General features: G+C 64.4%; 16 protein-coding genes and 1 pseudogene. 3 read left to right on the forward strand and 14 right to left on the reverse strand.

The annotated features are described in order from the left end of the window. Positions 1 to 11: 11 nt before the first annotated feature. The 7 genes from U4Y88_RS34770 to U4Y88_RS34800 all read right to left on the reverse strand — a co-directional run bounded on the left by U4Y88_RS34770 (position 12) and on the right by U4Y88_RS34800 (position 7,904). Positions 12 to 737 carry an amino acid ABC transporter ATP-binding protein gene (locus U4Y88_RS34770; protein ID WP_310632326.1) on the reverse strand — a complete coding sequence of 242 codons (726 nt, stop codon included), beginning with the start codon at positions 735 to 737 and terminating at the stop codon, positions 12 to 14. Further along, a complete protein-coding gene (gene gltK, locus U4Y88_RS34775; protein ID WP_224004715.1) occupies positions 734 to 1,411 on the reverse strand; it encodes a glutamate/aspartate ABC transporter permease GltK in 678 nt (225 codons plus the stop codon). Before gltK ends, U4Y88_RS34770 begins: the two co-directional genes overlap by 4 nt. After that, positions 1,411 to 2,151 (reverse strand): amino acid ABC transporter permease, encoded by a 741-nt coding sequence (locus U4Y88_RS34780; RefSeq protein WP_224004712.1) that lies wholly within the window; start codon positions 2,149 to 2,151, stop codon positions 1,411 to 1,413. The genes gltK and U4Y88_RS34780 overlap by 1 nt, the downstream gene beginning before the upstream one ends. Before the next feature lie 81 nt (positions 2,152 to 2,232). Continuing rightward, a complete protein-coding gene (locus tag U4Y88_RS34785) occupies positions 2,233 to 3,126 on the reverse strand; it encodes a glutamate/aspartate ABC transporter substrate-binding protein (RefSeq protein ID WP_224004709.1) in 894 nt (297 codons plus the stop codon). Between the two features lie 340 nt (positions 3,127 to 3,466). Continuing rightward, positions 3,467 to 4,768: a Glu/Leu/Phe/Val family dehydrogenase gene (locus tag U4Y88_RS34790; RefSeq protein WP_224004706.1), complete on the reverse strand. Its 1,302-nt coding sequence runs from the start codon at positions 4,766 to 4,768 to the stop codon at positions 3,467 to 3,469. A gap of 324 nt (positions 4,769 to 5,092) precedes the next feature. Continuing rightward, entirely contained in the window at positions 5,093 to 6,049 is a 957-nt protein-coding gene (locus U4Y88_RS34795) for a LysR family transcriptional regulator (protein WP_224004703.1), read from the reverse strand. 55 nt (positions 6,050 to 6,104) lie between these two features. After that, positions 6,105 to 7,904, reverse strand: coding sequence for a tetratricopeptide repeat protein (locus tag U4Y88_RS34800; protein ID WP_321789403.1), 1,800 nt, complete (start codon positions 7,902 to 7,904; stop codon positions 6,105 to 6,107). Between the two features lie 263 nt (positions 7,905 to 8,167). On the opposite strand from U4Y88_RS34800, the gene purB reads away from it, so the two are divergent. Next, entirely contained in the window at positions 8,168 to 9,556 is a 1,389-nt protein-coding gene (gene purB / locus U4Y88_RS34805; RefSeq protein WP_321789405.1) for an adenylosuccinate lyase, read from the forward strand. A 125-nt stretch (positions 9,557 to 9,681) separates the two neighbouring features. Here the strand turns inward: purB and U4Y88_RS34810 are convergent, their stop codons facing one another. From U4Y88_RS34810 to edd, 4 genes are all read right to left on the reverse strand, one after another. Next, on the reverse strand, positions 9,682 to 10,185 hold the full coding sequence (locus U4Y88_RS34810; RefSeq protein WP_224004694.1) for a gluconokinase: 504 nt from the start codon (positions 10,183 to 10,185) through the stop codon (positions 9,682 to 9,684). Positions 10,186 to 10,252: 67 nt separating this feature from the next. Further along, positions 10,253 to 11,614, reverse strand: a complete 1,362-nt coding sequence (locus U4Y88_RS34815; RefSeq protein ID WP_310632329.1) for a GntP family permease — start codon at positions 11,612 to 11,614, stop codon at positions 10,253 to 10,255. A gap of 499 nt (positions 11,615 to 12,113) precedes the next feature. After that, on the reverse strand, positions 12,114 to 12,755 hold the full coding sequence (eda, locus tag U4Y88_RS34820; RefSeq protein ID WP_224004689.1) for a bifunctional 4-hydroxy-2-oxoglutarate aldolase/2-dehydro-3-deoxy-phosphogluconate aldolase: 642 nt from the start codon (positions 12,753 to 12,755) through the stop codon (positions 12,114 to 12,116). A 68-nt stretch (positions 12,756 to 12,823) separates the two neighbouring features. After that, entirely contained in the window at positions 12,824 to 14,716 is a 1,893-nt protein-coding gene (gene edd, locus U4Y88_RS34825) for a phosphogluconate dehydratase (protein WP_321789407.1), read from the reverse strand. Between the two features lie 277 nt (positions 14,717 to 14,993). Here edd and U4Y88_RS34830 point away from each other — a divergent pair, with 277 nt between their 5' ends. Then, complete coding sequence (locus U4Y88_RS34830; protein WP_065065146.1) at positions 14,994 to 15,851, forward strand: MurR/RpiR family transcriptional regulator; 858 nt, start codon at positions 14,994 to 14,996, stop codon at positions 15,849 to 15,851. 179 nt (positions 15,852 to 16,030) lie between these two features. On the opposite strand, the gene U4Y88_RS34835 is transcribed toward U4Y88_RS34830, so the two are convergent. Further along, positions 16,031 to 23,434, reverse strand: coding sequence for a YadA-like family protein (locus U4Y88_RS34835; protein ID WP_321789409.1), 7,404 nt, complete (start codon positions 23,432 to 23,434; stop codon positions 16,031 to 16,033). Between the two features lie 27 nt (positions 23,435 to 23,461). Further along, a pseudogene (locus U4Y88_RS37820) lies at positions 23,462 to 24,100 on the reverse strand (ESPR-type extended signal peptide-containing protein); the annotation flags it as partial. A 725-nt stretch (positions 24,101 to 24,825) separates the two neighbouring features. On the opposite strand from U4Y88_RS37820, the gene U4Y88_RS34840 reads away from it, so the two are divergent. After that, positions 24,826 to 25,284, forward strand: coding sequence for a nuclear transport factor 2 family protein (locus U4Y88_RS34840; RefSeq protein WP_224012065.1), 459 nt, complete (start codon positions 24,826 to 24,828; stop codon positions 25,282 to 25,284). 45 nt (positions 25,285 to 25,329) lie between these two features. Here U4Y88_RS34840 and U4Y88_RS34845 read toward each other — a convergent pair whose 3' ends face one another. After that, entirely contained in the window at positions 25,330 to 25,746 is a 417-nt protein-coding gene (locus U4Y88_RS34845; RefSeq protein WP_321789410.1) for a CopD family protein, read from the reverse strand. Positions 25,747 to 25,778: the final 32 nt, after the last annotated feature.

The raw sequence follows: 25,778 nt of genomic DNA on the forward strand, positions 1-25,778 counted from the left end.
GGCCCAACGCATCAGTGCAGGATCTTCGCCAGAAAATCCTTCGCGCGATCCGACTTCGGATTGGCGAAGAAGTCTTCCTTGCGGTCGTCCTCGACGATGGCGCCCTTGTCCATGAAGATCACGCGGTGCGCGACCTTCTTCGCAAAGCCCATTTCGTGCGTCACGCACATCATGGTCATGCCTTCCTGGGCGAGTTCGACCATCACGTCGAGCACTTCGTTGATCATCTCGGGGTCGAGCGCCGAGGTGGGTTCGTCGAACAGCATCGCGATGGGGTCCATCGAGAGCGCCCGCGCGATCGCCACGCGCTGCTGCTGGCCGCCCGAAAGCTGGCCCGGGAATTTGTCGGCATGAGCGCGCAGACCCACGCGATCGAGCAGCTTGAGGCCCTTTTCGGTGGCTTCGTCCTTGCTGCGGCCGAGCACCTTGACCTGCGCGAGCGTGAGGTTTTCGGTGATCGACAGATGCGGGAACAGCTCGAAGTGCTGGAACACCATGCCCACCTTCGAGCGCAGCTTCGAGAGATTGGTGCGCTTGTCGCCCACCGACTGGCCGTTGACGAGGATCTCGCCCTGCTGGAACGGCTCCAGACCGTTGACGGTCTTGATGAGCGTCGACTTGCCCGAACCCGACGGGCCGCACACGACCACGACTTCGCCCTTCTTCACTTCCGTCGTGCAGTCGGTCAGCACCTGGAACTGGCCGTACCACTTCGATACGTTCTTAATTGAAATCATCTTGCGACCTTTTTCTGAAGACCTTTCACAAGGCTCGACGCGATCACGCAGATCACGAAATAGCATGCGCCCGCGAACAGTACCATCTCGACCATCGTCCCGTCACGGTCACCGATATTGGCGGACGTGCGGAAGAAGTCGGCGAGGCTGATCACGTAGACGAGCGAGGTGTCCTGAAAGAGCACGATGGCCTGCGTGAGCAGCAGCGGCACCATCGCGCGAAACGCCTGCGGCAGCACCACGAAGCGCATCGCCTGGCCATAGCGCATGCCGAGCGCGAACGACGCGTTCACCTGCCCGCGCGGCACCGCCTGAATGCCCGCGCGGATGATTTCCGAATAATACGCGGCCTCGAACAGCGAGAACGCGATCATCGCGGACGCAAGGCGAATGTCGATGTCGGGCGAGAGGCCCAGCAGATTCTGCAGCACCTGCGGCACGATCAGGAAGAACCACAGCAGAACCATCACGAGCGGAATCGAGCGGAACACCGTGACGTAGCCCTTCGAGAACCACTCGAGCGGCTTCACGCCCGAGAGCCGCATGAGCGCGAGCAGCGTGCCCCAGAGAACGCCCACCACGATCGCGCAGACCGTGATCTTGAACGTGACGATGGCGCCGGTCCACAACGTCGGCAGTGCGCCCGGAATACCGCTCCAGTCGAAATGATGCATCACTTGCCTCCGATATAGCCTGGCAGCCGGCTTTTCGCTTCGACCCAGCGCATCAGCATCATGACGATCAGGTTGATCAGCACATAGGCGAGCGTGACCGAGATGAACGACTCATAGGTTTGCGCCGTGTAGTCGACGAGCTGGCGCGCCTGCGCCGAAAGATCGAGCAGACCGATGGTCGACGCGACCGCCGAGTTCTTGAAGATGTTCAGAAACTCGGAGGTGAGCGGCGGCACGATGATGCGGTACGCGACCGGCAGCAGCACGTAGCGGTACGTCTGCCATTGCGTGAAGCCCATCGCGAGACCGGCGGCGCGCTGGCCGCGCGGCAGCGCGTTGATGCCCGAGCGCACCTGCTCGCACACGCGCGCGGCCGTGAACAGGCCGAGACAGATCACCGACGCCGAGAAGAACTGCACGCCGGGCGGCAGTTGCTTGAACGCGTTGCCGATCGAGGGCGGCAGGATTTCCGGCAACACGAAGTACCAGATAAAGAACTGCGCGATCAGCGGAATATTGCGGAAGATCGCCACGTAGACCGTGCCGAGACCCGCGAGGAATGTGTTCGGCACCGTGCGCAGCACGCCGAAGATCGAACCGACGATGAGCGCGATAACCCACGCGCACAGCGACACCGACACCGTCACCCAGAGACCCGAAATGAGCCAGCCGAGGTAGGTCGTGGGTTCGCCCGTCGAGACCGGGCTGAGCAAGATGCCCCAGTTCCAGTGATAGGACATGAAGATACTCCAACAAAAAGAACGGAAGAAGCGCCGCTTCTTCCGTTCCGTTCTAAACGCTGGTCAAAGCTGCGACCGGACTTAGTCGATGGCCTTGTCGTTGGGGCTCTTGTAGAGCGCCTTCATGTCTTCGCTTTCCGGGAAGTTCAGGTTGAGACCCTTCGGCGGAATCGGCGACTCGAACCACTTCTTGTAGATCGCGTCGGCTTCGCCCGAGGTCTCGACCTTGGCGATCGCGTCGTCGGCGACCTTCTTGAACTCGGGGTCGTTCTTGCGCAGCATGCAGCCGTAGGCTTCACGCGATTGCGGCGTGCCGACGATCACGAAATCGCCCGGATTGTTCGACTTCGCGCGCTCGCCCGCGAGCAGTGCGTCGTCCATCATGAACGCGACCGCGCGGCCCGTGGAGAGCGTCAGGAACGACTCGCCGTGGTCCTTCGCGCTGATGATGTTCATGCCCAGGCTCTTGTCCTGGTTCATCTTGCGCAGCAGACGCTCGGAGGTCGTGCCCGCCGTCGTCACGACGGTCTTGCCCTTGAGGTCGGCGAAATCCTTGATGCCCGAATCCTTCTTGGTCATCAGACGCGTGCCGATCACGAAAATCGTGTTCGTGAACGCTGCTTGCTGCTGGCGTTCCGCGTTGTTCGTGGTCGAGCCGCATTCGATGTCGACCGTGCCGTTCTGCACGAGCGGAATGCGGTTCTGCGACGTGATCGGAACCATCTTGACCTTGAGGTTCGGCATGTTCAGCTTCTGCTTCACGGCTTCGACGATTTTCATCGCGAAGTCCTGCGAGTAGCCGATCACGTTCTGCTTGTCGTCATAGTAGGAAAACGGGATCGACGATTCGCGGTGGCCCAGCGAAATGACGCCGGTGTCCTTGATTTTTTTCAGCGTCCCCGAGTCCTGCGCCTGGGCACTCGCGGCGACCAAACCGAGAGTGGCGAGAACGAGCGCGGCCTTTTTGATTTTCATCTGTGATCTCCTTTGCAAGAATCGCGGCCAGTGTAGCAAAGTAATTATTTTGAAAGTATATAGACGGACCCTGGCGTTGTAAGCGCGCACGCGCGCGCGTGTAGGGCTTGCCGCACATACGGATGCCATAGGGAAAACTCGCGGGAAAACTCGCGGAAACCACGCGGGAAAGCCCGCGGCAAAACCCGTCTGGAAACCTCAAAAGAAAAGGCGGACGGCCTCTTGTGGAGACCGTCCGCCTTGACGCGCGGCCTGGGTAGGCCGCACGTATTTTGTACCGATGCCGCTCGCATGGGCCGCCCGAACGGGCGCCATGCGGCAGGCCGGAAAGATTCGTGAATCAGGGATACAGGCCGCGCATTTCGCGTGCCATCAGGATGCGCTTGCACGCCACGATAAACGCTGCGGTACGCATCGACACGCCCTGCTCGCTCGACACCTGCCAGACCGCCGTGAACGCTTCGCGCATCACACGTTCGAGACGCTCGTTGATCTCGCCTTCGGTCCAGAAGAAGCTCGAGAAGTCCTGCACCCATTCGAAGTACGAAACCGTCACGCCGCCCGCGTTCGCCACCACGTCCGGGATCACGAGCACGCCCTTGTCGTGCAGGATGTCGTCGGCGGCCGTCGTGGTCGGGCCGTTCGCGCCTTCCACGATGATCTTCGTGCGGATCTTGCCGGCGTTGTGCTCGGTGATCTGGTTTTCCAGCGCGGCCGGAATCAGGATGTCGGTTTCGATGGTCCAGAATTCGTCGTTGCCGAGCATGTCGGCGCCCGCGAAGCCTGCCACGCCGCCCGTCTTCGCGACGTGTTCGAGCAGCGCCGCTGCGTCGAGACCCGTCGACTTGTAGATCGAGCCGGTGTGATCCTGCACGGCGACGATCTTCGAGCCGGCTTCCTGGAACAGGCGGGCCGCGATGCCGCCCACGTTGCCGAAGCCCTGCACGGCGATGCGTGCGCCTTCGATCGACAGACCCTTGCGGCGAGCCGCTTCGCAGCCGACCACGAACACGCCGCGGCCCGTCGCTTCCTTGCGGCCGAGCGAGCCGCCGAGCGAGATGGGCTTGCCGGTCACGACGCCCGTGGCCGTCTGGCCCTGGTTCATCGAGTACGTGTCCATCATCCACGCCATGATCTGCTCGTTCGTGTTGACGTCCGGCGCGGGAATGTCGGTGTTCGGTCCGATGATGATGCCGATTTCGCTGGTGTAGCGGCGCGTCACGCGCTCGAGCTCACCACGCGACAGCGTGCGCGGATCGACGCGGATACCGCCCTTCGCGCCGCCGTACGGCACGTTCACAGCCGCGTTCTTCACCGACATCCACGCGGACAGCGCCATCACTTCGGACAACGTAACGTCCTGGTGATAACGCACGCCGCCCTTGCCGGGACCGCGCGAAACGTTGTGCTGGACGCGATAGCCTTCGAAGTGCGCCACGGTGCCGTTGTCGAGTTCGATCGGGCAGTCGACGATCAGGATGCGCTTCGGACGCTTGAGCGTCTCGAGCCAGCGCGACAGCGAACCGAGATACGGCGCGACGCGATCGACCTGACGAAGATAGTTGCCCCACGGACCGAGATCGTCCGCGTGAAGGTAAGACGGAACCGACGAAGACACTGCAGACTGCTGTTGGGAAGACATGAACGCTCCAGCGATCGAAGAAGTGGTGCCATTGTCAGAAAAGGCCCACGTCTATGCCAATGCCGTTTGGTCATCGCGTCATGCTTTTCTTGCATAACGTGTCGGAAGTCGAAAAAACTTGTCGCTGGCTCCGCTATTTACAGGCGTTTTCGAGGTGCGCATGGGCGGCCGCGCGCATTGTTGCCGCGCGCGAAAAAGACCTTCTACGCGAATGCGTGAGGTCACAAGCGATCACGCGTGATCGCGCATGAGCGGGCGCGAGCGGGCGCGTGCCGCCTGCGGGTCAGGCGGCACATCGCTTACGTGAAAGGCTGATTAACGCAGTTACGCGCCGTTGCGCGCGAGTTCGTCGCTGACCGCGTCCCAGACCGCGCGCACGAGCGCTTCGCGCGCGTCGTTGCCTTGCGCGGCGAGCTTGTCGCGATAGAGGCGGATTTCCATGTCGAGCGTGAACTGGCCTTCGGGCGAGCCGCGCGTGCCGCGATCGAGGCGGATCAGCTTGCCTTGCGCCACCGCGTCCTCGACCGCGCTGTGCGGCAGGAACGCGATGCCGTGGCCCGCGAGCGCCATCGCCTTGAGCCCTTCGGCCATATCGGTTTCGTAGACGCGGTCCAGATAGAGCCGCGCGGGCGCGTTCGCCACGATCACTTCGGTCATGCGGCCGAGATAGGCGTTCGGCGTGTAGGAGAGGTACGGCGCGGGCGCGTCCGGCGTGCCCGGCAGCGTGTAGCGCGCGCGCCCGGCGCGCTGCGGCGCCGAGTACGGGCTGATCGATTCGATGCCGAGCGTGAGCGTGTCGTAGCGCGCCGGATCGAGCGTGACCGGGTGGCTCGGATGGTGATAGCCCATCACGAGGTCGCAGCCGCCTTCCACGAGCGAGAGCACGGCATCGTGCACGTTCAGCGCGCGCAGCCGCGTGTGGATGCGTCCGAGCTTGGCCTCGACGCGCTGGAGCCAGCGCGGGAAATACGTGAGCGAGAGCGTGTGCGGCACCGCGAATTCGATGGTCGCCTCGGGCGTGGCCGTGTGCCCGCGCAACAAGGTGCGCGCCTCGTGGAACTGCGAGAGCATCGCGAGCGCCTGCTCGTAGAACACCTGGCCCGCCGGCGTGAGACGCGTCGGGTAAACCGAACGGTCGATCAGTTCCGTGCCGAGCCACGCTTCGAGCGCCTGGATGCGGCGCGAGAACGCCGGCTGCGTGACGTGCCGCAGCTCGGCCGAGCGGCTGAAACTATGCGTTTCCGCGAGCGAAACGAAGTCTTCGAGCCATTTGAGTTCCATGCGGGACCGGCGAGCGAATGAGAAGTCCGCATTCTAGGCCCGCGCGCGGGCGCTGTCAGCGCAGCGCGGCCTCCAGCTCCGCCACCACGCCGCGCCAGTCGCCGAGCGTGGTCTGCCGGAACAGCCGCGCGGACGGATACCAGACCGAGTCGCGGCGGCCCATGCCCCAGCGCCAGTCGGGCTGCGCGGCGAGCAGCACCCAGACCGGCTTGCCGAGCGCCCCCGCGAGATGCGCGACCGACGTATCGACGGTAATCACGAGATCGAGCGCCTCGATCAGCGCGGCCGTGGCGGCGAAATCGGGCAGATCGTCGCCGACCGCGTGCAGCGGCCAGCGCCCCGCCACGTCGGGCAACTGCTTGACGCCCTCGCCCTTCTGGATCGCGAACCACGCATTGCCCTTGAGCGCAGCCAGCGGCAGCAGCGCGGTCAGCGGCAGCGAGCGGAAGGCGTCGAAATGATGGCGCGGATTGCCCGCCCAGACGAGCCCGATGCGCCGCCGCGCGCCCGCCGAGCGCGCCGCCACGCGCATGCGCCACATCTCGACGAGGGCCGGATCGGCGCGCATATAGGATGGGGGCGCGTAAATCGGCTGACCGGGGAATTTCAGCGGCAAGCTCATCACGTCGCACCAGTAGTCGTAGTCGCGCGCCATGGCCGCGTCGCTGGGCGCGGCGTCGAGCACGCGCGCGACGCCCGGCACCGTCGCCGCCAGCGAGGCCAGTTCGGGCGCGACCCACGCATCGACCTGAGCGCCTTGCTCGGCGAGCCACTGTGCGTAACGCACGAACTGCATCTGGTCGCCGACGCCCTGCTCGCGCGCGATCAGGAAACGCTTGCCCGCGAGCGGCTCGCCCTGCCCGCCCTGCCATTCAGGCGGCGGCAGCGTGCGATAGTTGGGCTTGCCGAGCGTCGTGGTCTTGCGGTCCTCGAACAGCGGCCAGCCCTCGTCGTAATCCTGGCGGCGCAGCAACAGCATGCCGAGCTGGAAGCGCGATTCCGGCAACGCGGGGTTCAGTTCCAGCGCGCGCCGATAGTACGTTTCGGCTTCGTCGTAGCGCGCCAGCGCCGTGTAGGCGAACGCGAGATTGTTGACGACGCCCGCGGCCTCGGGCTTGAGCGCCGCCGCGCGCCGATAGAGCGGAATCGCCTCGTCGTAGCGATGCATCGCGTCGTAGGCGTAGCCGAGTTCGAACAGCGCGTGCGCATTGTCCGGCTCGCGCGCGACGACCGGCTCGAAACAGGCGGCCGCCTCCGCGTGCTGGCCCGACGAGCGCAGCAATTTGCCCAGCGCCATGAGCGTGGCCGTGTCGTGCGGCGCCAGCGCGCGCGACGCGCGATAGTGCGCGATGGCGGTGTCGGTGCGGCCCGCCTTTTCGAGCGCGCGCCCGAGATTGAAGGCGAAATGCGCCGATTGCGGTTCGATCTCGCGCGCGCGCCCGTAATGACGCTCCGCGCCTGCGAGATCGCCGAGTTCGATCAGCGCATTGCCGAGGTTGTTGTGCGCATTGGCGAAATCGGACGACAACGCGAGCGCCTGGCGCTGGAACGCCGCCGCGCTCACGTGATCGTTCAGGCGCGCCGCGACCACGCCGCGATTGCTCAGGCATTCCGCGTCGAGAGGATCGAGCGCCAGCGCGCGGTCCATGAACCCGGCCGCGCGCGCGAGTTCGCCGCGGCCCATCGCCAGCACGCCGAGGTAGTGCAAGGCGCGCGCGCAGCGCGGATCGCACGCGAGCGCGCGCTCGTACAGCGCCTGCGCGGCGTCGAGCCGTCCGGCGCGGTGTTCGGTGAGAGCGGAGTCGACGAGCCCGGCGGCATCGTCGGGCAAGGCGGAGAAGGAATCGCGGTTCATGCGGATCGGGAATCGAGAAGCAGCAAAGGCTGCCGACCCACTTACCGTATGCCCCGCCCCGGCCGATGTCTGTCAGACAGTTCCGAAACTCTGACGCCGCGCACCATCGCACCATCGGGCCACGCAGGAGCGACACACGCGCCACACACGCCCCCTGCCGCACCCGTCCAGAATCCCCGACCGGACGCTGTCAGCGTGGTGATAAAATACCAGGCTCCCCCCGGTTCCTTTCTGATCGTAACGCCACACGTTACGTCCCCATCATGTCCGACACTCGTCCCGATACCCTCTTCGCGCTCAACGCGCTTTCCCCGCTCGACGGCCGCTACGCCTCGAAAACCGAAGCCCTGCGCGAATGGCTCTCGGAAGCCGCCTTCATGCGCAACCGCGTGACCGTGGAAATCCACTGGCTGATCGCGCTGTCGCAGGCCGGCTTCGCGGAAGTGCCGCGCTTCTCGGAAGCGTCGGAGCAGTTCCTGCTCAAGCTCGCCGAGAACTTCACGGCGCACGACGCCGCGCGCATCAAGGACATCGAGCGCGTGACGAACCACGACGTGAAGGCGGTCGAGTACTGGCTCAAGGAATCGGTGAAGGGCCAGCCGGAACTGGAGCGCGCAAGCGAGTTCATCCACTTCGCCTGCACCTCGGAAGACATCAACAACACGTCGCACGGCCTGATGCTCGCCGGCGCGCGTGAACACGTGATCCTGCCGGCGCTGCGCTCGGTGCATCAGCGCCTCGTGGCGCTCGCGCACGCCCAGGCCGACCAGCCGATGCTCTCGCGCACGCACGGTCAGCCCGCCAGCCCGACCACGCTCGGCAAGGAAGTCGCGAACGTCGCGGCCCGCCTCGCGCGCGCGATCACGCGTATCGAGAAGGTCGAACTGCTCGGCAAGATGAACGGCGCGGTCGGCAACTTCAACGCGCACCTGTCGGCGTACCCGGAATTCGACTGGGAAGCGTTCTCGAAGAACGTCGTCGAGCAGCGCCTGAAGCTCACGTTCAATCCGTACACGATCCAGATCGAGCCGCACGACTACATGGCCGAACTGTTCGACGCCGTCGCGCGCGCGAACACGATCCTGCTCGACCTCGACCGCGACGTCTGGGGCTACATCTCGCTCGGCTACTTCAAGCAGAAGCTGAAGGCCGGCGAAATCGGTTCGTCGACGATGCCGCACAAGGTCAATCCGATCGACTTCGAAAACTCGGAAGGCAACCTCGGCCTCGCGAACGCGACGCTGCGCCACCTCGCCGACAAGCTGCCGGTTTCGCGCTGGCAGCGCGACCTGACCGACTCGACGGTGCTGCGCAACATCGGCGTCGCGTTCGGCTACTCGCTGCTCGCCTATGACGCGCTGATCCGCGGCATCGACAAGCTCGAAGTGAACCCGCAGCGCCTGAACGACGACCTCGACGCCACGTGGGAAGTGCTGGCCGAGCCGGTGCAGACCGTGATGCGCCGCTACGGCATCGAGAATCCGTACGAGCAGCTCAAGGAACTCACGCGCGGCAAGGGCATCACGCGCGAAGCGCTGCAAACCTTCGTTTCGGGCCTCGCGATTCCTGAAGACGCGAAAAAGCGTCTGCTGGAAATGACGCCCGCCTCGTACATCGGCAAGGCCGCCGAACTGGCGAAGCGCATTTCGTAAGCGCATTCGCGGGTCGGCGCGCTTTGCGCGCCGCCAAACCGCCGTCAAACAAAAAGCCCCGGTTCGATGCCGGGGCTTTTTTTATCCGCACGCCTTGATCGGCATGCGGCGACGAACCGCGCGAATCAACCCGCGCGGCGCGTTTCGAGCTGCTTGAGCACATCGTCGACGATCTGTTCGGGCGTGAGCTCGATGCTCACCTGGATCGCTTCGTCGGCGCCCGGCACTTCGAGCGTGTCGAGCTGGCTTTGCAGCAGCGACGGATCGAAGAAGTGACCGGTGCGCGTGGCGAGGCGCTCGTGCAGCACCTCGTACGAGCCGTGCAGATAGACGAACACGACGTCATGATCGCCGCCGCGCAGGATGTCGCGGTACGAGCGCTTGAGCGACGAGCACGTGAACACGGCCGTCTCGTGCGCGCGCTGCTTTTCCTCGATGGCGGCGCGGATCGTGCGCAGCCACGGCCAGCGGTCGTCGTCGGTGAGCGGATTGCCGTCGTGCATCTTCTTCTTGTTGGCTTCGCTGTGGAAAGCATCGCCGTCGGTGAAGGTGCACTGGAGGCGCTCGGCCAGCATCTCGCCGATGCGCGTCTTGCCGGCGCCCGACACGCCCATTGCAATCAGAATCATCTACTGCTCCTCAGTCGGCGGCCGCCGCGGCGTAAGCGCCGCGTGCCGCCTCATGCAAAATTGCCTGTTACACCACTGCCGAGAGCGCGAACGTCAGTCCGAGGCCCAGCAGCGAAATGATGGTCTCCAGCAGCGACCAGGTCTTGAACGTCTGACCCACGGTCATGCCGAAATATTCCTTGATCAGCCAGAATCCGCCGTCGTTGACGTGCGAGAAGATCAGCGAGCCCGAACCCGTGGCGAGCACGAGCAGTTCCGGCTGAACCGTGACGCCGGCCGCCGAGGCGATCGGCGCGACGATGCCGCACGCGGTGGTCATCGCGACCGTGGCCGAGCCCGTCGCGAGACGGATCAGCGCGGCGACCAGCCAGCCGAGCAGAAGCGGTGACAGATGCGCCGTCTGCGCGAGTTCGACGATCTGCTTCGAGACGCCGCTGTCCATCAGCACGCGGCCGAAACCGCCGCCCGCGCCCACGATCAGCGTGATGCCGGCGATCGGCGCGAGGCAGTCGCCGCAGAACTTCTGGATCTGCTCGCGATTGAAGCCGCGTTGCGCACCGAAGGTCCAGAAGCTTACCAGCACGGCGATCAGCAGCGCGACATCGGAGGTGCCGACGAAATGCAACAGATTGTTCGGCAGCGTCTTCGGCGTAAACACGAGGTCGGCCCACGAGCCGATCAGCATCAGGATCACCGGCAGCAGGATCGTGAACAGCGTGATGCCGAAGCTCGGCAGTTCGCTATCGGGCTTCGGATCGGCCTTGCTCACGAACTGCGCGGAAAGCGGATTGTTTTCCGGCAGCTTGATGAAGCGATGGATGAACAGCGCGAACAGCGGACCGGCGACGATCGCGGTCGGAATCCCGACGATCAGACCATACGCGATGGTCTTGCCGATGTCGGCGTGATACGCCTGCACGGCCAGCAGCGCGGCCGGGTGCGGCGGAATCAGGCCGTGCACGACCGACAGGCCCGCGACCATCGGCAGGCCGATCAGCAGCAGCGACTTGCCGGTGCGCTTGGCGACGTTGAACGCGATCGGAATCAGCAGCACGAAACCGACTTCGAAGAACACGGGCAGGCCGACGATCACGGCCACGCACATCATCGCCCAGTGGATGTTCTTCTCGCCGAACCAGCGTATCAGCGTGGTGGCGATGCGCTCGGCGCCGCCCGACTCGGCCATCATCTTGCCGAGCATCGTGCCGAGACCGACCACGATCGCGATGTGGCCGAGCGTGTTGCCGTTGCCGGTTTCGAACGACTTGACGATCTGATCCATCGGCATGCCGACGGCGAGGCCGAGCAGCAGCGAAACGATGATCAGGACCAGAAACGGGTACACCTTGAAACGCGTGATCATCAGGATCAGCGCGGCAATCGCGACGAGCGCGTAAATCAGCAGCGAACTGCCGTGGGCCACTCCCATGAGGCTCCTCTCCAGGTAGTTGTTCGGTATCCCCGCGCCGCCGCGCCTGGCGCATCTTGAAAAACGCGCGCGCGGAACACGCAGGGGGTCGGCCGTCGCCGGGCCGGGATTGTAGAGGTTATAACGACTTTCAGGGTTGTCTGCTCGAAAGACGAGCGAGCCGCGCAAGGCGTACGCCCTTCCGGGCGCGGCCTGCGCGGCTCGTGAAAACACGATGCGAAATCACGGAAAGCGCGGCGTGGACGGCGGCGCAGGCCGTGGTGGAAACCGCGGTCGAAACCGCCGCCGAACCGCCGGGCGCGATGAGCCGAGCGGCGCGCCCGGCCCATCGCGCTCGTCGCTGATGATCGGCACCTTATTTAGCGCACCGAAGCGCTATAAGGTGCCACATCAGGACGCCCATCGCGCGGCGGGCGGCTCTATCCGTCGTCCGTGGACGCTCAATCCTTCGCCATCAATTCTCAGTTAGTTGCCTTTCCTCGTCGATCGAGCGAACGCCTCAAGCCACCGGACGCGACAGCTCGCTCGCAGCGCGCGCGAGGCGCGTGACTTCGGCCCAGTCCTGCGCGGCAAGCGCGGCCTTCGGCGTGAGCCACGAGCCGCCCACGCAGACCACGTTGGGCAGCGCGAGGAAGTTCGGCGCGGTTTCGGCGCTGATGCCGCCCGTCGGGCAGAACTTGAGCGTCGGGAACGGGCCGTGGAACGCCTGCAGCATGTTCAGGCCGCCCGCCGGCACCGCCGGGAAGAACTTGACGATCTCGTAGCCGAGTTCCATCGCGACGATGATGTCGGTCGGCGTCATGACGCCCGGCAGCAGCGGCAGACCCGCGTCGAGCGACGCCTGATGGATCTCGCGCGTGAGGCCCGGCGACACGCCGAACGTCGCGCCCGCCTTCTTCGCCAGCGCGCAATGCTCGGGCTTCGTGATCGTGCCGACACCGACGGCGATATCCGGCGCGATCTGCGACGCGCGTTCGATCGCTTCGAGACCGGCCTTGGTGCGCAGCGTGATTTCCAGCACCTTCACGCCGCCCGCGTGCAGCGCGCGCGAAACGTGCTCGCCCTGCTCGGGCGTCTCGAAGGCCAGCACCGGAATCACCGGGCCGAGGCGGACAATGTCGGCCACCGTGCTTTGTGCCATGTTCAGGCTCCTTGATGATGAATTCTGTTCGTTGCGTTGCGGCGTCGCTGTGACGTTGCGTGGGCCACTCAGGCGTTCGCGGTCTGCGACGCGTGCGCGGGCTGCGCGGCCGCCGCGCTGGCCGGCACTTCGCCGACGAGCGGGCCGAACACCGTCGCGCCCAGCTCGGCCGGGGCCGCGGCGGCGCGGAACACGCCGAACAGCTCGCGGCCGAAGCCCACTTCGTTGCTTTCCTGATGCGCGGGCTGCACGACCGGGCGCGCGTCCCATTCGGCTGCATCGACTTCGATATCGAGCACGCCGCGTTCCGCATCGATCACGATCGTATCGCCGTCGCGCACCTTGCCGATCGGGCCGTGCAGCAGCGTTTCCGGCGACACGTGGATCACGGCCGGCACCTTGCCCGACGCGCCCGACATGCGCCCGTCGGTCACCAGTGCGACGTGGAAACCCTTGTCCTGCAACACGCCGAGCAGCGGCGTGAGGCGGTGCAGCTCCGGCATGCCGTTGGCGCGCGCGCCCTGGAAGCGCACGACAGCCACGAAATCGCGCTCCAGCTCGCCGCGGTCGAACGCTTCCTGCACCGCTTCCTGCGAATCGAACACGATCGCGGGCGCGCTCAGCTTGCGATGCTGCGGCGCAACCGCCGAGACCTTGATGACGCCGCGGCCCAGCTTGCCTTGCATGAGACGCAGGCCGCCGTCCGGCTGGAACGGCGTGGCGAGCGGACGCAGCACGGCGTCGTCGGCGCTCTTTTCCACCGCCGGGACCCACGTGAGCTTGCCGTCGAGCAGCTTCGGCTCCTCGGTGTAATGACGCAGGCCTTCGCCCGCCACCGTCTTCACGTCTTCATGCAGCAGACCGCCGTCGAGCAGTTCGCGCACGAGGAAGGCGATGCCGCCCGCCGCGTGGAAGTGGTTCACGTCGGCCTTGCCGTTCGGATAGACGCGCGCGAGCAGCGGCACGGCCGCCGACAGTTCGTCGAAATCGTTCCAGTCGATCAGGATGCCCGCCGCGCGGGCCATCGCCACGAGGTGCAGCGTGTGGTTGGTCGAACCGCCCGTCGCCATCAGCGCGACGATGCCGTTGATCACGGACTTTTCGTCGACCACATGGCCGATCGGCGTGTAGTTGCCGCGCTCGACCGTCAGTTCGAGCACACGGCGCGCGGCGGCGGCGGTGAGTTCGTCGCGCAGCGGCGTATGCGGATGGATGAACGCCGAACCCGGCAGATGCAGGCCCATCACTTCCATCAGCATCTGATTGCTGTTGGCCGTTCCGTAGAACGTGCAGGTGCCGTGGCCGTGATACGCGGCGGCTTCGGATTCGAGCAGCGCGTCGCGATCGCACTGGCCGGTCGCGAACTTCTGGCGGACCTTGGCCTTGTCGTCGTTCGAGATGCCGCTCGTCATCGGACCGGCGGGCACGAAGATCGTCGGCAGATGGCCGAATTGCAGCGCGCCGATCAAAAGGCCCGGCACGATCTTGTCGCACACGCCGAGGCACAGCGCCGCGTCGAACATGTTGTGCGTGAGCGCGACGGCCGTGCTCATCGCGATCACTTCGCGCGAGAACAGCGACAGCTCCATGCCGGCATTGCCCTGCGTGACGCCGTCGCACATCGCCGGCACGCCGCCCGCGAATTGCGCGACGCCGCCGCCTTCGCGGGCCGCCTTCTTGATGATGTCGGGGAAATCCTTATAGGGCGCGTGGGCCGAGAGCATCTCGTTGTAGGACGAGACGATGCCGATGTTCGGTTCGCGGATCGCCTTGATGGCGAACTTGTCGCGCCCTTCGAGACCGGCGAAACCGTGGGCGAGATTCGCGCACGACAGCGCGCCGCGTGCCGGGAAACGGTCTTGCGCCGCCGTGATGCGCGCGAGATAGGCCTCGCGCGTCGGCTTGCTGCGCTCGATCACGCGTTGCGTGACCTTCATCAACTGCGAATGCGGGGAAACCATCGAATCTCCTTCCTTGTTATCTCGCGCGGGCGCTCGGGGACACATCACGCGGTCCAAACAGCGATGGCGCGATGTTAGTAGAAAAACTACACGGTCGCAATCCCGGTTTTGCCCTGGGATCGAATGGTGCAAGCGCTGTAAAAACCGCTATTTAGCTCGATTTCATCCGATCCGGGACAACCCCGGATTGCGCCCTCGATCAAGATTCTGTAGTTTTTGTACATGACCCATGATCCGCTATAGTCCACGGATCTTTCAGCATAGTGCGAGTTTCCCGATGCTGCTGTCCCAGGTGAAGGCTATCCGCGAGCAATTGCGACCCTCCGAGCGCAAGCTCGCCGATTACATCGTCGACGCGCCGCGCGAATTGCTCGACCTTTCGATGACCGAAGTTGCCCAGCGCGCCGGCGTGAGCCAGCCAACGATCGCGCGTTTCTGTCATGCGCTGGGCTTCTCGGGCTTCCGCGAGTTCAAGATCCGGCTCGCGCAAGCCGTGGCCGGCGATCTGCCGAGCGCCCTGCCCGCCGTCTACCGCGACGTGAGCCCGGACGAGCCCGTGCCCGGCGTCGCGGCCAAGGTGCTTGAACGCACCATCGGCGCACTGCTCCAGGTGCGCAACAATCTCTCGACCGACGCGCTCGGCGCCGCGATCGATCTGCTCGCGAAAGCGGCGCGCATCGAGTTCTACGGCGCTGGCGGTTCGGGCATCGCGGCGCAGGACATGCAGCACAAGTTCTTCCGTCTGGGCATGCCGAGCGTGGCCTACTCGGACCCGCACACGTTCCTGATGTCGGCGGCCTTGCTCGGGCCCGGCGACGTGGTTGTCGCCATTTCGAATACGGGACGCACGCGCGACGTGGTGGACGCCGCCCGCACCGCGCTCGACCGCGGCGCGAAAGTGATCGCGATCACGCACGGCACCTCGCCGCTTGCGCGCCTCGCGAGCGTCGGCCTGCACGCGAACGTGGACGAAGACACTGATGTCTTTTCGCCGATGACCTCGCGCACCTCGCACCTCGCGATCGGCGACATCCTGGCGGTGGGCGTCGCGCTGCAGCGCGGCCCGGAACTCGCGGAAAAGCTCGCCGGTGCGAAGGACATCATCGATCGTCGCAGGCTCGACGCGAACGGATAAACGCGGGCGGAAGTCCGTCACGTCCACAAACGTCGAGCAATAAAAAAAGCGGACTCCCGAGGGAGTCCGCTTTGCTTTTGAGCCTGGCGTGCCGGGCGTTCCACTGCCTCACGCTCCGATGAACCGGGGTCGAGAAGAAGCGAGCTTGCGGCCCCGCTTCCTCTCTCACCGTCAGACGCTTACCACTGGTAGGACATACCGCCGCCCCACGTGGTGTCGCCGCCCGCGCTGTAACCCGCCCCCATCTTGACCTTGAGGTTCTGGGTCACGCGTGCCGAGAGACCGAGCGCCGTCGCCTGGTAGCCCTTGTAGTTGGCGGTACCGATGCCCACTGCAATGGTCTTGCCCTGATCGACGTCCGGGATCATCGTCAGCGCGGAGGCCGCCGCGATACCGCCGTAGGCGTTGCGCTGCATCTCCGTCATGCCCGCCTGGAACTGGCGCATGTTGACGGCGTCAGTGCCTGCCACACCATTTTTGACGTTCGTGATCCGGCGCTCGCTGCCCTCCGAACCGACCGACACGGTGTCATCCTGATCCGCCACCGAGTTCGCACCCAGCGCGACCGAGTTTTTACCCGTGGCCGACGCCTTGTCGCCGATCGCCGTCGAGTTCGCGCCCGAGGCGTTCGCACCACCGCCCATCGCGATCGAGCTGCTGCCCGTTGCCGAAGCCGGACCGCTCGTCGAGTTGACCGCGACATACGGCGAAGTCGAATCGCCGATGTTCTGGACTGCCTGGTTCAGGTCCGCGATGCTCTTGTTCGTGGCGTACAACTGACCGCCCGTAACCGCGTCGGTGCTCGATGCGGACGAAATGTCGCCATCCGCAAGGTTGGTCAGCTTCACCGTCGTGGAGGTGCCGGTGCCGCCGAGCGTGACCTTGTCATGCGCCGAGCTGTCGTACTGCACCGCATTGGCGGCCTGGCCCATGACTTGCGTCACATTCCCTTCCAGCGTCGAAACGCGGGTATCGATGTTCGTCAGTGCACCGCCGACGTTGTTGTAGGTATTGCCGCCAATGTTGTAGGTCGGCGCCTTAACCTTGCCTTCGCCGTCAACACTCGAACCGCCACCCAGCGCGTCAGCGACACTCGAAGCCAGCCCGTAGACCTGCGAGCCGTTCACCGCATCGGTGCTGCTCACGGAAACCGCTCCCGCAGCAACATTGTGGATCACGACCGGCTTGGTCGATCCGACGCCGCCGAGCGTGACGGAGGACTTCGACGCATCGTCGTACGCCACGAACGCGTTCGTCACGTTACCCGACGTGTCGACGATCGCACCCATCGCCTGAAGCTGCGTGAGGTTCACCGCATCGTTGGCTTGCGTGGCGTTCGCGACGTTATGCAGCGCGACCGGCGTGGTCGAGCCGACACCGCCGAGCGTCACCGAGCTCTTCGTGCCGTCGTCGTAAGCGACGAAGCCGTTGACCACGTTGCCCGACGTGTCGAAGTTCAGGCCTGCTGCCTTCAACTGCGCGACGTTGATCGCGTCGTTGTCCAGCTTGCCGTTCGCCACGTTGTGCAGCACGACCGCCGAGGTTGCCCCCACGCCGCCGAACGTCACCGAGCTCTTCGTGCCGTCGTCGTAAGCGACGAAGCCGTTGACCACGTTGCCCGACGTATCGAAGTTCAGACCTGCCGCCTTCAACTGTGCCATGTTGATGGCGTCGTTGTCCGAAGTGGCATTGGCCACGTTATGCAGCGCCACAGGCTTAGTCGAACCGGAGCCGCCGAGCGTGACCGAACCCTTCGAGGCGTCGTCGTAGGCCACAAACGCATTCGTGACGTTACCCGACGTGTCGAAGCCCAGGCCCGCCGCCTTCAACTGCGCGACGTTGATCGCATCGGCGTCTGCAATGCCGTTTGCCACGTTGTGGATCGATACCGCCGTGCTGGCGTCCTTGCCGCCGAGCGTGACCGCGCCCTTCGAAGCGTCGTCGTAGGCCACGAACGCATTCGTCACGTTACCCGACGTGTCGACCTGTGCGCCCATTGCCTGCAACTGCGCCAGGTTCACGGCGTCGCGCGACTGCGTTGCGTTAGCGACGTTCGTCAGTTGGACCGGCGTCGACGCGTTGGCGCCGCCGAGGGTGAGCTTGTCGTGCGCGCCCGAGTCGTACACCACCGCATCCACCGCGCCGCCACGCGCAACTGCTGAAACGGCATCCAGCGCCGCGCCCACGTTGGAGAACGAACTGCCGCTTACGATATAAGTCGGCGTGCTGATCGTACCGTTCGAATTGACCGTCGTGTGGCCACCCAACGCCGCTGCCGTGGAGTCCGCCAGAGCGTAAAGCTGCGAGCCGTTCACGGCGTCGTTGCTGGCCGCGCTCACCGTACCTGCCGCTACGTTGTGCAGCGCCACCGGCGAACTTGCGCCGAGACCGCCGAACGTGACCGAGCCCTTCGAGGCATCGTCGTAGGCCACGAACGCATTCGTGACGTTACCCGACGTGTCGACCTGCGCGCCCATTGCCTGCAACTGCGCCAGGTTCACGGCATCACGCGACTTCGTTGCGTTAGCAACGTTCGACAGCTGGACAGGTGCCGCACCACTACCGCCGAGCGTGACCGAACCCTTCGACGCGTCGTCGTAGGCCACGAACGCATTCGTGACGTTGCCCGACGTATCGACCTGCGCACCCATCGCCTGCAATTGCGCAAGGTTCACGGCGTCACGCGACTGCGTAGCGTTAGCAACGTTCGACAGCTTGACCGGTGCCGCGCCACTACCGCCGAGCGTGACCGAGCCCTTCGAGGCGTCGTCGTAAGCCACGAACGCATTCGTGACGTTGCCCGACGTATCGACCTGCGCACCCATTGCCTGCAACTGCGCCAGGTTCACGGCATCACGCGACTTCGTGGCATTCGCGACGTTCGTCAGCTGGACCGGCGCCGCGCCACTACCGCCGAGCGTGACCGAGCCCTTCGAGGCATCGTCGTAAGCCACAAACGCGTTCGTGACGTTACCCGACGTATCGAAGCCCAGACCCGCCGCCTTCAACTGTGCGACGTTGATCGCATCGGCGTCCGAGATACCGTTCGCCACGTTGTGGATCGACACCGCCGCGCTGGCGTCCTTGCCGCCGAGCGTGACCGAGCCCTTCGAAGCGTCGTCGTAGGCCACGAACGCATTCGTCACGTTACCCGACGTATCGACCTGCGCACCCATTGCCTGCAACTGCGCCAGGTTCACGGCGTCACGCGACTGCGTAGCGTTAGCAACGTTCGTCAACTTGACCGGCGTCGACGCGTTGGCACCGCCCAGCGTGAGCTTGTCGTGCGCGCCCGAGTCGTAAATCACCGCGTCCACCGAGCCGCCACCTGCAACCGCTGCGATAGCATCCAGCGCCGTGCCCACGTTGTAGTAAGAGCTGCCGCTGACGACATAGGTCGGCGTGCTGACCGTGCCGTTCGAATTGACCGTCGTGTGGCCGCCCAGCGCGGCTGCCGTGGAGTCTGCCAGAGTGTAAAGCTGCGAGCCGTTCACGGCGTCGTTGCTGGCCGCGCTCACCGTGCCTGCCGCCACGTTGTGCAGCGCCACCGGCGAACTTGCGCCGACACCGCCGAACGTGACCGAGCCCTTCGAGGCGTCGTCGTAGGCCACGAACGCATTCGTGACGTTGCCCGACGTGTCGACCTGCGCACCCATCGCCTGCAACTGCGCCAGGTTCACGGCGTCACGCGACTTCGTGGCATTAGCGACGTTCGTCAGTTGGACCGGTGCCGCGCCACTACCGCCGAGCGTGACCGAGCCCTTCGAGGCATCGTCATAGGCCACGAACGCATTCGTCACGTTACCGGACGTATCGAAGCCCAGGCCCGCCGCCTTCAGCTGCGCGACGTTGATGGCGTCGGCGTCCGCGATACCGTTTGCCACGTTGTGGATCGACACCGCCGTGCTGGCGTTCTTGCCGCCGAGCGTGACCGCGCCCTTCGAGGCGTCGTCATAGGCGACGAACGCATTCGTGACGTTGCCCGACGTGTCGACCTGCGCACCCATTGCCTGCAACTGCGCCAGGTTCACGGCGTCACGCGACTGCGTAGCATTAGCAACGTTCGTCAACTTGACCGGCGTCGACGCGTTGGCGCCGCCCAGCGTGAGCTTGTCGTGCGCGCCCGAGTCATAAACCACCGCGTCTACCGAGCCGCCTTGCGCGACCGCTGCGATGGCATCCAGCGCCGTGCCCACGTTGTAGAACGAGCTGCCGCTGACAACATAGGTCGGCGTGCTGACCGTGCCGTTCGAATTGACCGTAGTGTGGCCGCCCAGCGCAGCAGCCGTGGAGGCCGCCAGACCGTAAAGCTGGGAGCCGTTCACGGCTTCGTTGCTGGCCGCGCTCACCGTGCCTGCCGCCACATTGCGCAGCACCACCGGCGAACTTGCGCCGACACCGCCGAACGTGACCGAGCCCTTCGAGGCGTCGTCGTAGGCCACGAACGCATTCGTGACGTTGCCCGACGTGTCGAAGCCCAGGCCCGCCGCCTTCAACTGCGCGACGTTGATGGCGTCGGCGTCTGCGATGCCGTTTGCCACGTTGTGGATCGCCACCGCCGCGCTGGCGTTCTTGCCGCCGAGCGTGACCGAGCCCTTCGACGCGTCGTCGTAGGCCACGAATGCATTCGTGACGTTGCCCGACGTGTCGACCTCCGCACCCATCGCCTGCAGCTGCGCCAGGTTCACGGCGTCATGCGACTGCGTAGCGTTAGCGACATTCGACACCTGGACCGGGGCGCCCGTTCCGCCGAGCGTGATCTTGTCGTGCTTCGACGAGTCGTAGACGACCGCGTCCGCAGTGCCGCCACTGGCCGCCGCAGCCGCAATCGCCGAACCCACGTCGCCGAACACCGTACCGCCCACCGTGTACGTCGGTCCCGTGACCGAGCCGTCGCCGTTCACCGTCGCGCCGCCGCCCAGTGCGTCCGTCACGCCCTTGAGCTGTGCGACGTTCACGGCGTCCGTGTCACCCTGGCCTGCGGCCATGTTGACGATACGGCGCGTGTTCGCCTGGCTTAGCACCGTGGTCGCGTTGTTGTCCGCATCGTAGACGACACGCGTTGCCGTGCCGTCGCTACCGACCGACACGGTGTTGGCCTCGTTCGCCACCGAGCCCGAGCCCAGTGCGATCGAATCGTTCGACTTTGCGAGCGACTGAATGCCCAGCGCCATGCTCGAGAGACCGTCGGATTGCGAGTTCGAACCCATCGCGATACTACCCGCGCCGTTCGCGCGTGCCAGGTCGGTCGGTCCGGTCGAACCCGAGGCGTTGGCAATGCCCTTGACCTGCGTGTACCACGCGGCCGTCTTGAACGTCGAGGTCAAACCCGTCGGGTCGACACCCGAACCCTGCGAGGCCGTGAGCAAGTTCGCTTTCGCGGCCATCATCGTCATGGTGGTGCCGTTCTGGAACGCGCCGTTGATGATGTCGTTGACCTGCCCGACCGATGCCGCATCCGTGTCCTGAATACCGTTCGCCACGTTGCTGATGATCGTGCCCTTCGGCAGCGGGTCGGCACGGTTGCCGTTGCGGAAGTAAGGACTGTTGCCTACGCCCTTGTCGAGCGTGATCGAGGGCGAACCCGAGGCGATCGAGCCCGCATCGTACGTGACGGCCTTGTTGAGCACCGCACCCGACGTCTGATCGACCGAGAATCCTGCCGAGGTGAGCTGGCTGACGTTGACGGCATCCGTGGCCTTAAGCCCCGCTGCAACGTTGTGCAGCGCGACCGCGACGCTCGAACCGGCGCCGCCCAGCGTCACCGAGTTGTGCGCAGAGCTGTCGTATTTCACCGCATCGGCAACCGCGCCAGCGAGATTCGTCACATCACCGGCGAGATTCGTCACGTTACCCGCGATGTTCGTGACCGCGCCGGCGAGGTTCGAGACGTTCGTGTTCGTGGCGAACAGTTGCGCGCCGTTCACCGCGTCGGTGCTCGATGCGGACAGCGTGCCCGCCGCAACGTTATGCACTGCGACCGGCTTACCGGCGTTACCGAGCGTCAGTTGATCGTGCGACGGCGTGTCGTACTTCACCACATCGGCGACTTGACCCGCGAGATTCGTCACATCGCCGGCGAGATTCGTCACGCTACCTGCGATGTTCGTGACCGCGCCAGCGAGGTTCGAGACGTTCGTGTTCGTGGCGAACAGTTGCGCGCCGTTCACCGCGTCGGTGCTCGATGCCGAAAGGGTACCCTGGGCAATGTTGCGCAGTGCCACCGGCGTGCCGCTCGTGCCAAGCGTCACCGAGGTGTGTGCGGAGCTGTCGTACTTGACCGCGTCGACCATCTGCGCTTGCAGATTGGTGATATTGGTCGTGTTTTGCGTCGTGCGGCCGTCGATATTCGTGAACGCGTCGCCCGCGTTGGTGAACGTCTTGCCACCCACCATGTACGTCGGTCCCGTGACCGAACCGTCGCCGTTCACCGTCGAGCCGCCGCCCAGCGCGTTCGTCACGCTCTTGAGCTGCGCGACGTTCACGGCGTCCGTGTCACCCTGACCTGCGGCCATGTTGACGATACGGCGCGCGTTCGCCTGGCTTTTCACCGTGGTCGCGTTGTTGTCCGCGTCGTAGACGACACGCGTTGACGTGCCATCACTACCGACCGACACAGTGTTGGCCTCGTTCGCCACCGAGCCCGAGCCCAGTGCGACCGAATCGTTCGACTTTGCGAGCGTCTGAAGGCCCAGCGCCATGCTCGAGAGACCGTCGGATTGCGAGTTCGAACCCATCGCGATACTGCCCGCGCCGTTCGCGCGTGCCAGGTCGGTCGGTCCGGTCGAACCCGAGGCGTTGGCAATACCCTTGACCTGCGTATACCAGGCGGCCGTCTTGAACGTCGAGGTCAAACCCGTCGGGTCGACACCCGAGCCCTGCGAGGCCGTGAGCAAATTCGTCCTCGCGGCCATCATCGCCATGGTGGAGCCGTTCTGGAACGCGCCGTTGACGATGTCGTTGACCTGCCCGACCGATGCCGCATCCGTGTCCTGAATGCCGCTCGCCACGTTGCTGATGATCGTGCCCTTCGGCAGCAGACCATCGGAACGGTTGCCGTTGCGGTAGTAAGGACTGTTGCCTACCCCCTTGTCGAGCGTGATCGAGGGCGAACCCGAGGCGATCGAGCCCGCATCATAAGTAACGGCCTTGTTGAGCACCGCACCCGAGGTCTGATCGACCGAGAATCCTGCCGAAGTGAGCTGGCTGACGTTGACGGCATCCGTGGCCTTGAGCCCCGCTGCAACGTTGTGCAGCGCGATCGGCGCGATCGAACTGGTGCCGCCCAGCGTCACCGACGTATGCGCCGACGAGTCGTACATCACCGCGTCGGTCGAGCCGCCGATATTGGTAATCTGGCTTTGCAGCGTCGTGATATCCGTGCTGTTTTTCGAGACCTGCGTGTTGGTCGCGTAGAGTTGCGAGCCGTTCACCGCGTCGGTGCTCCCCGAGCTCACGCGGCCTGCCGCGAGGTTCGTCACCTGACGTTCAGCGCTTGCCTTGCCCACGCTCACCACGCCAGTCGGCGACGTGCCCGCATAGGTGTACGTCGTGCCGCCGATCACGCCATTGGGGTTCGCCACAGCCGCTGCCGTGGTCGAGGCATAACCGAGCGCAACCGAATTATCGGTGCCTGCTATTGCTGCGCGTCCGACTGCGACCGAGTTCAGCCCAGATGATGTTGCTACGTATCCGAGTGCGAGCGAGTTCCCCCCCGATGAAACAGCATAGGCGCCCAGCGCGTTGGAATAATCGGCACTGGAAGTCGCTCCCATCCCGAGCGCGATAGACCCTCCACCGGTTGAACTTGCCCCCCATCCAAGCGCCGTAGCGTAATTGCCCTTGCCGGCATAAGAATACGACCCGATAGCCATGCTGGAGCCACTGTCGACCTGGGCTTGACCACCGATAGCAATCGCATAGGTGCCATTGGCTGTTATCAGCGCGTTGTACCCAATGGCGACGTCCTGCCCAGCGTCGTTCGTGTTGCTCAGAATTTTTGTACCAACACCGATGGCAATCTGATTGCTCTTCGCTGTCGTGGCTCCCGTTCCATAGGCCAGACTGCCCGTCGCCGCAGTGCCGCCGTCAAGCGAACCGGCATGCGCAACACCCGCAGCCACCGACACGAGCGTCGCCGCCACGATCGTGCTGCGCGAAGCCTTTTTCCCATGCGCTACCGCATTTTCCTGTACCGCCACCCACGTCCCCGTGGTTTCGTTCCAGACTGATCTGTATGTCTTGTTCATTGTGTTTCCTGATATACGACGAAAAAACTAGCGGGCGAGCACCGCATGCGGACATGCCGGCACATTGAAAGCGCAACAGGCCACCCTGTGATGGCCAGCGACTCACATCGACTACGCAAAACCAGAAAACTCCGAAGTGAAACCCGATCTCTTCACTGGAGTTAATCAAGCCATTTGCGATGACACCCGAAACTTTATGGAGCACACATAGAACTTCACATACGAAAATTCTTAAACCTTTGCACGCAACAACATCACAACAGATCCCTTGCCAAGCTTGACTTTCCGGCCGACAACGCGGGATTTACGCAGTTAGCTGCCTCAGATATTTCACCCGCTTATCCGGTTTTTTGCGACAGCACGAAAAATCGCAAACAAGCCAGATTCCGATATCCAAAACACGCTCTTATTACTCTTAAAATCTTTTTAACCTATCTCCAATCAGAAAAATCCCTACAAACTTAATCGATTTAATTGAGACACTGAATACCGACGCCGAATGGCATAAAGGTGACCCAACAGGTTTTGAGATTTGTCCTATGTTGTGTCCACTGACAGCGCCATACACTGAATCTGTCGGGAAACGCTGACTCCAGTCCTACGCATCACCCAGGCATCGCGCTGCTTGCATGATCGGCATCTGCCGCCCGCGCCGAACAGGCACCGGCCACGGCACGTCGTTTCCCCAACGTGAACCCACCCGTTCGCAGTCCAAAGGAAACGTCATGAAACGCATGCTGATTCTCGCCGCCGCCAGCGCGCTCGCGCTGCCGGCCGTCACTCTCGCCAGCGCCGGTGCGCCCGCAAGCAATCCCATCCCCGAAACGCTACAGATCCAGATGCTCGAGCATCAATGGACCCAAGCCGCCTCGCAAGGCGACCGGCCGGTGCTCAACGACCTGCTCGACGATAAGTTCTTCGAAGTATTTCCAGGCGACGTGCGCCGCAGCAAGCGCGAACTGCTGGCCGCCGCCGCTCAGCCGCGAGGCGGCTCGCAGGTGCTGGAGGACGTGCGCGTGCAGGTGCTGGGCGACCTGGCCGTCGCGACGGGCATCAACCGCTATACGCCCGCGTCGGGCTACAAGCCGATCGAATACCGCTTCACCGATGTGTTCGTGAAGCGCGAAAACGGCTGGCGCGTGGCGGTCTCGCGCATGCGCAGAAAAGAAACGGGCAGCATCTGAGGCTGCCCGTCGAGGGAAAGGGGGAAAACCGCGCGGAAAGGACGCTCAGAACGGCTTGATCACGGCCAGCGCCACCGCCGCCAGCATGCCGAGCACCGGCAGCTCGTTGAACATGCGATACCACTTGTCCGAACGGGTGTTCTCGCCGCGCTCGAAGATCTTGAGCAGCCGGCCGCAATACGCGTGGTAGAGGATCAGCAGCACCACCACGCCCACCTTCGCATGGATCCAGCCCTGGCCGCGCCCGATGCCCACCACGAGCCACAGCCACAGCCCGCACAGCAGCGCGGGCACGGCGATCAGCGTCATGAAGCGGTACAGCTTGCGCGCCATGATGAGCAGGCGGTTGATGGCAACGGGTTCGGTTTCCATCGCGAGATTGACGAAGATCCGCGGCAGATAGAACAAACCGGCGAACCACGAGGCGATCAGCACGATATGAAACGTCTTGACCCAAAGCATCGGTAATCCTTGTTGTTCTTGGGGATGCGCCG

The organism is Paraburkholderia sp. J94, from assembly GCF_905220285.1.
Taxonomy (GTDB): Bacteria; Pseudomonadota; Gammaproteobacteria; order Burkholderiales; family Burkholderiaceae; genus Paraburkholderia; species Paraburkholderia tropica_A.

Coding starts and splice junctions, on each gene's coding strand:
- U4Y88_RS34795 (WP_224004703.1), bottom strand. CDS start 6,049: ATGGAACTCAAATGGCTCGAAGACTTCGTTTCGCTCGCGGAAACGCAT.
- U4Y88_RS34810 (WP_224004694.1), bottom strand. CDS start 10,185: ATGATTCTGATTGCAATGGGCGTGTCGGGCGCCGGCAAGACGCGCATC.
- U4Y88_RS34800 (WP_321789403.1), bottom strand. CDS start 7,904: ATGAACCGCGATTCCTTCTCCGCCTTGCCCGACGATGCCGCCGGGCTC.
- U4Y88_RS34830 (WP_065065146.1), top strand. CDS start 14,994: ATGCTGCTGTCCCAGGTGAAGGCTATCCGCGAGCAATTGCGACCCTCC.
- purB (WP_321789405.1), top strand. CDS start 8,168: ATGTCCGACACTCGTCCCGATACCCTCTTCGCGCTCAACGCGCTTTCC.
- edd (WP_321789407.1), bottom strand. CDS start 14,716: ATGGTTTCCCCGCATTCGCAGTTGATGAAGGTCACGCAACGCGTGATC.
- gltK (WP_224004715.1), bottom strand. CDS start 1,411: ATGCATCATTTCGACTGGAGCGGTATTCCGGGCGCACTGCCGACGTTG.
- U4Y88_RS34790 (WP_224004706.1), bottom strand. CDS start 4,768: ATGTCTTCCCAACAGCAGTCTGCAGTGTCTTCGTCGGTTCCGTCTTAC.
- U4Y88_RS34840 (WP_224012065.1), top strand. CDS start 24,826: ATGAAACGCATGCTGATTCTCGCCGCCGCCAGCGCGCTCGCGCTGCCG.
- U4Y88_RS34815 (WP_310632329.1), bottom strand. CDS start 11,614: ATGGGAGTGGCCCACGGCAGTTCGCTGCTGATTTACGCGCTCGTCGCG.
- U4Y88_RS34785 (WP_224004709.1), bottom strand. CDS start 3,126: ATGAAAATCAAAAAGGCCGCGCTCGTTCTCGCCACTCTCGGTTTGGTC.
- U4Y88_RS34780 (WP_224004712.1), bottom strand. CDS start 2,151: ATGTCCTATCACTGGAACTGGGGCATCTTGCTCAGCCCGGTCTCGACG.
- U4Y88_RS34845 (WP_321789410.1), bottom strand. CDS start 25,746: ATGCTTTGGGTCAAGACGTTTCATATCGTGCTGATCGCCTCGTGGTTC.
- eda (WP_224004689.1), bottom strand. CDS start 12,755: ATGGCACAAAGCACGGTGGCCGACATTGTCCGCCTCGGCCCGGTGATT.
- U4Y88_RS34770 (WP_310632326.1), bottom strand. CDS start 737: ATGATTTCAATTAAGAACGTATCGAAGTGGTACGGCCAGTTCCAGGTG.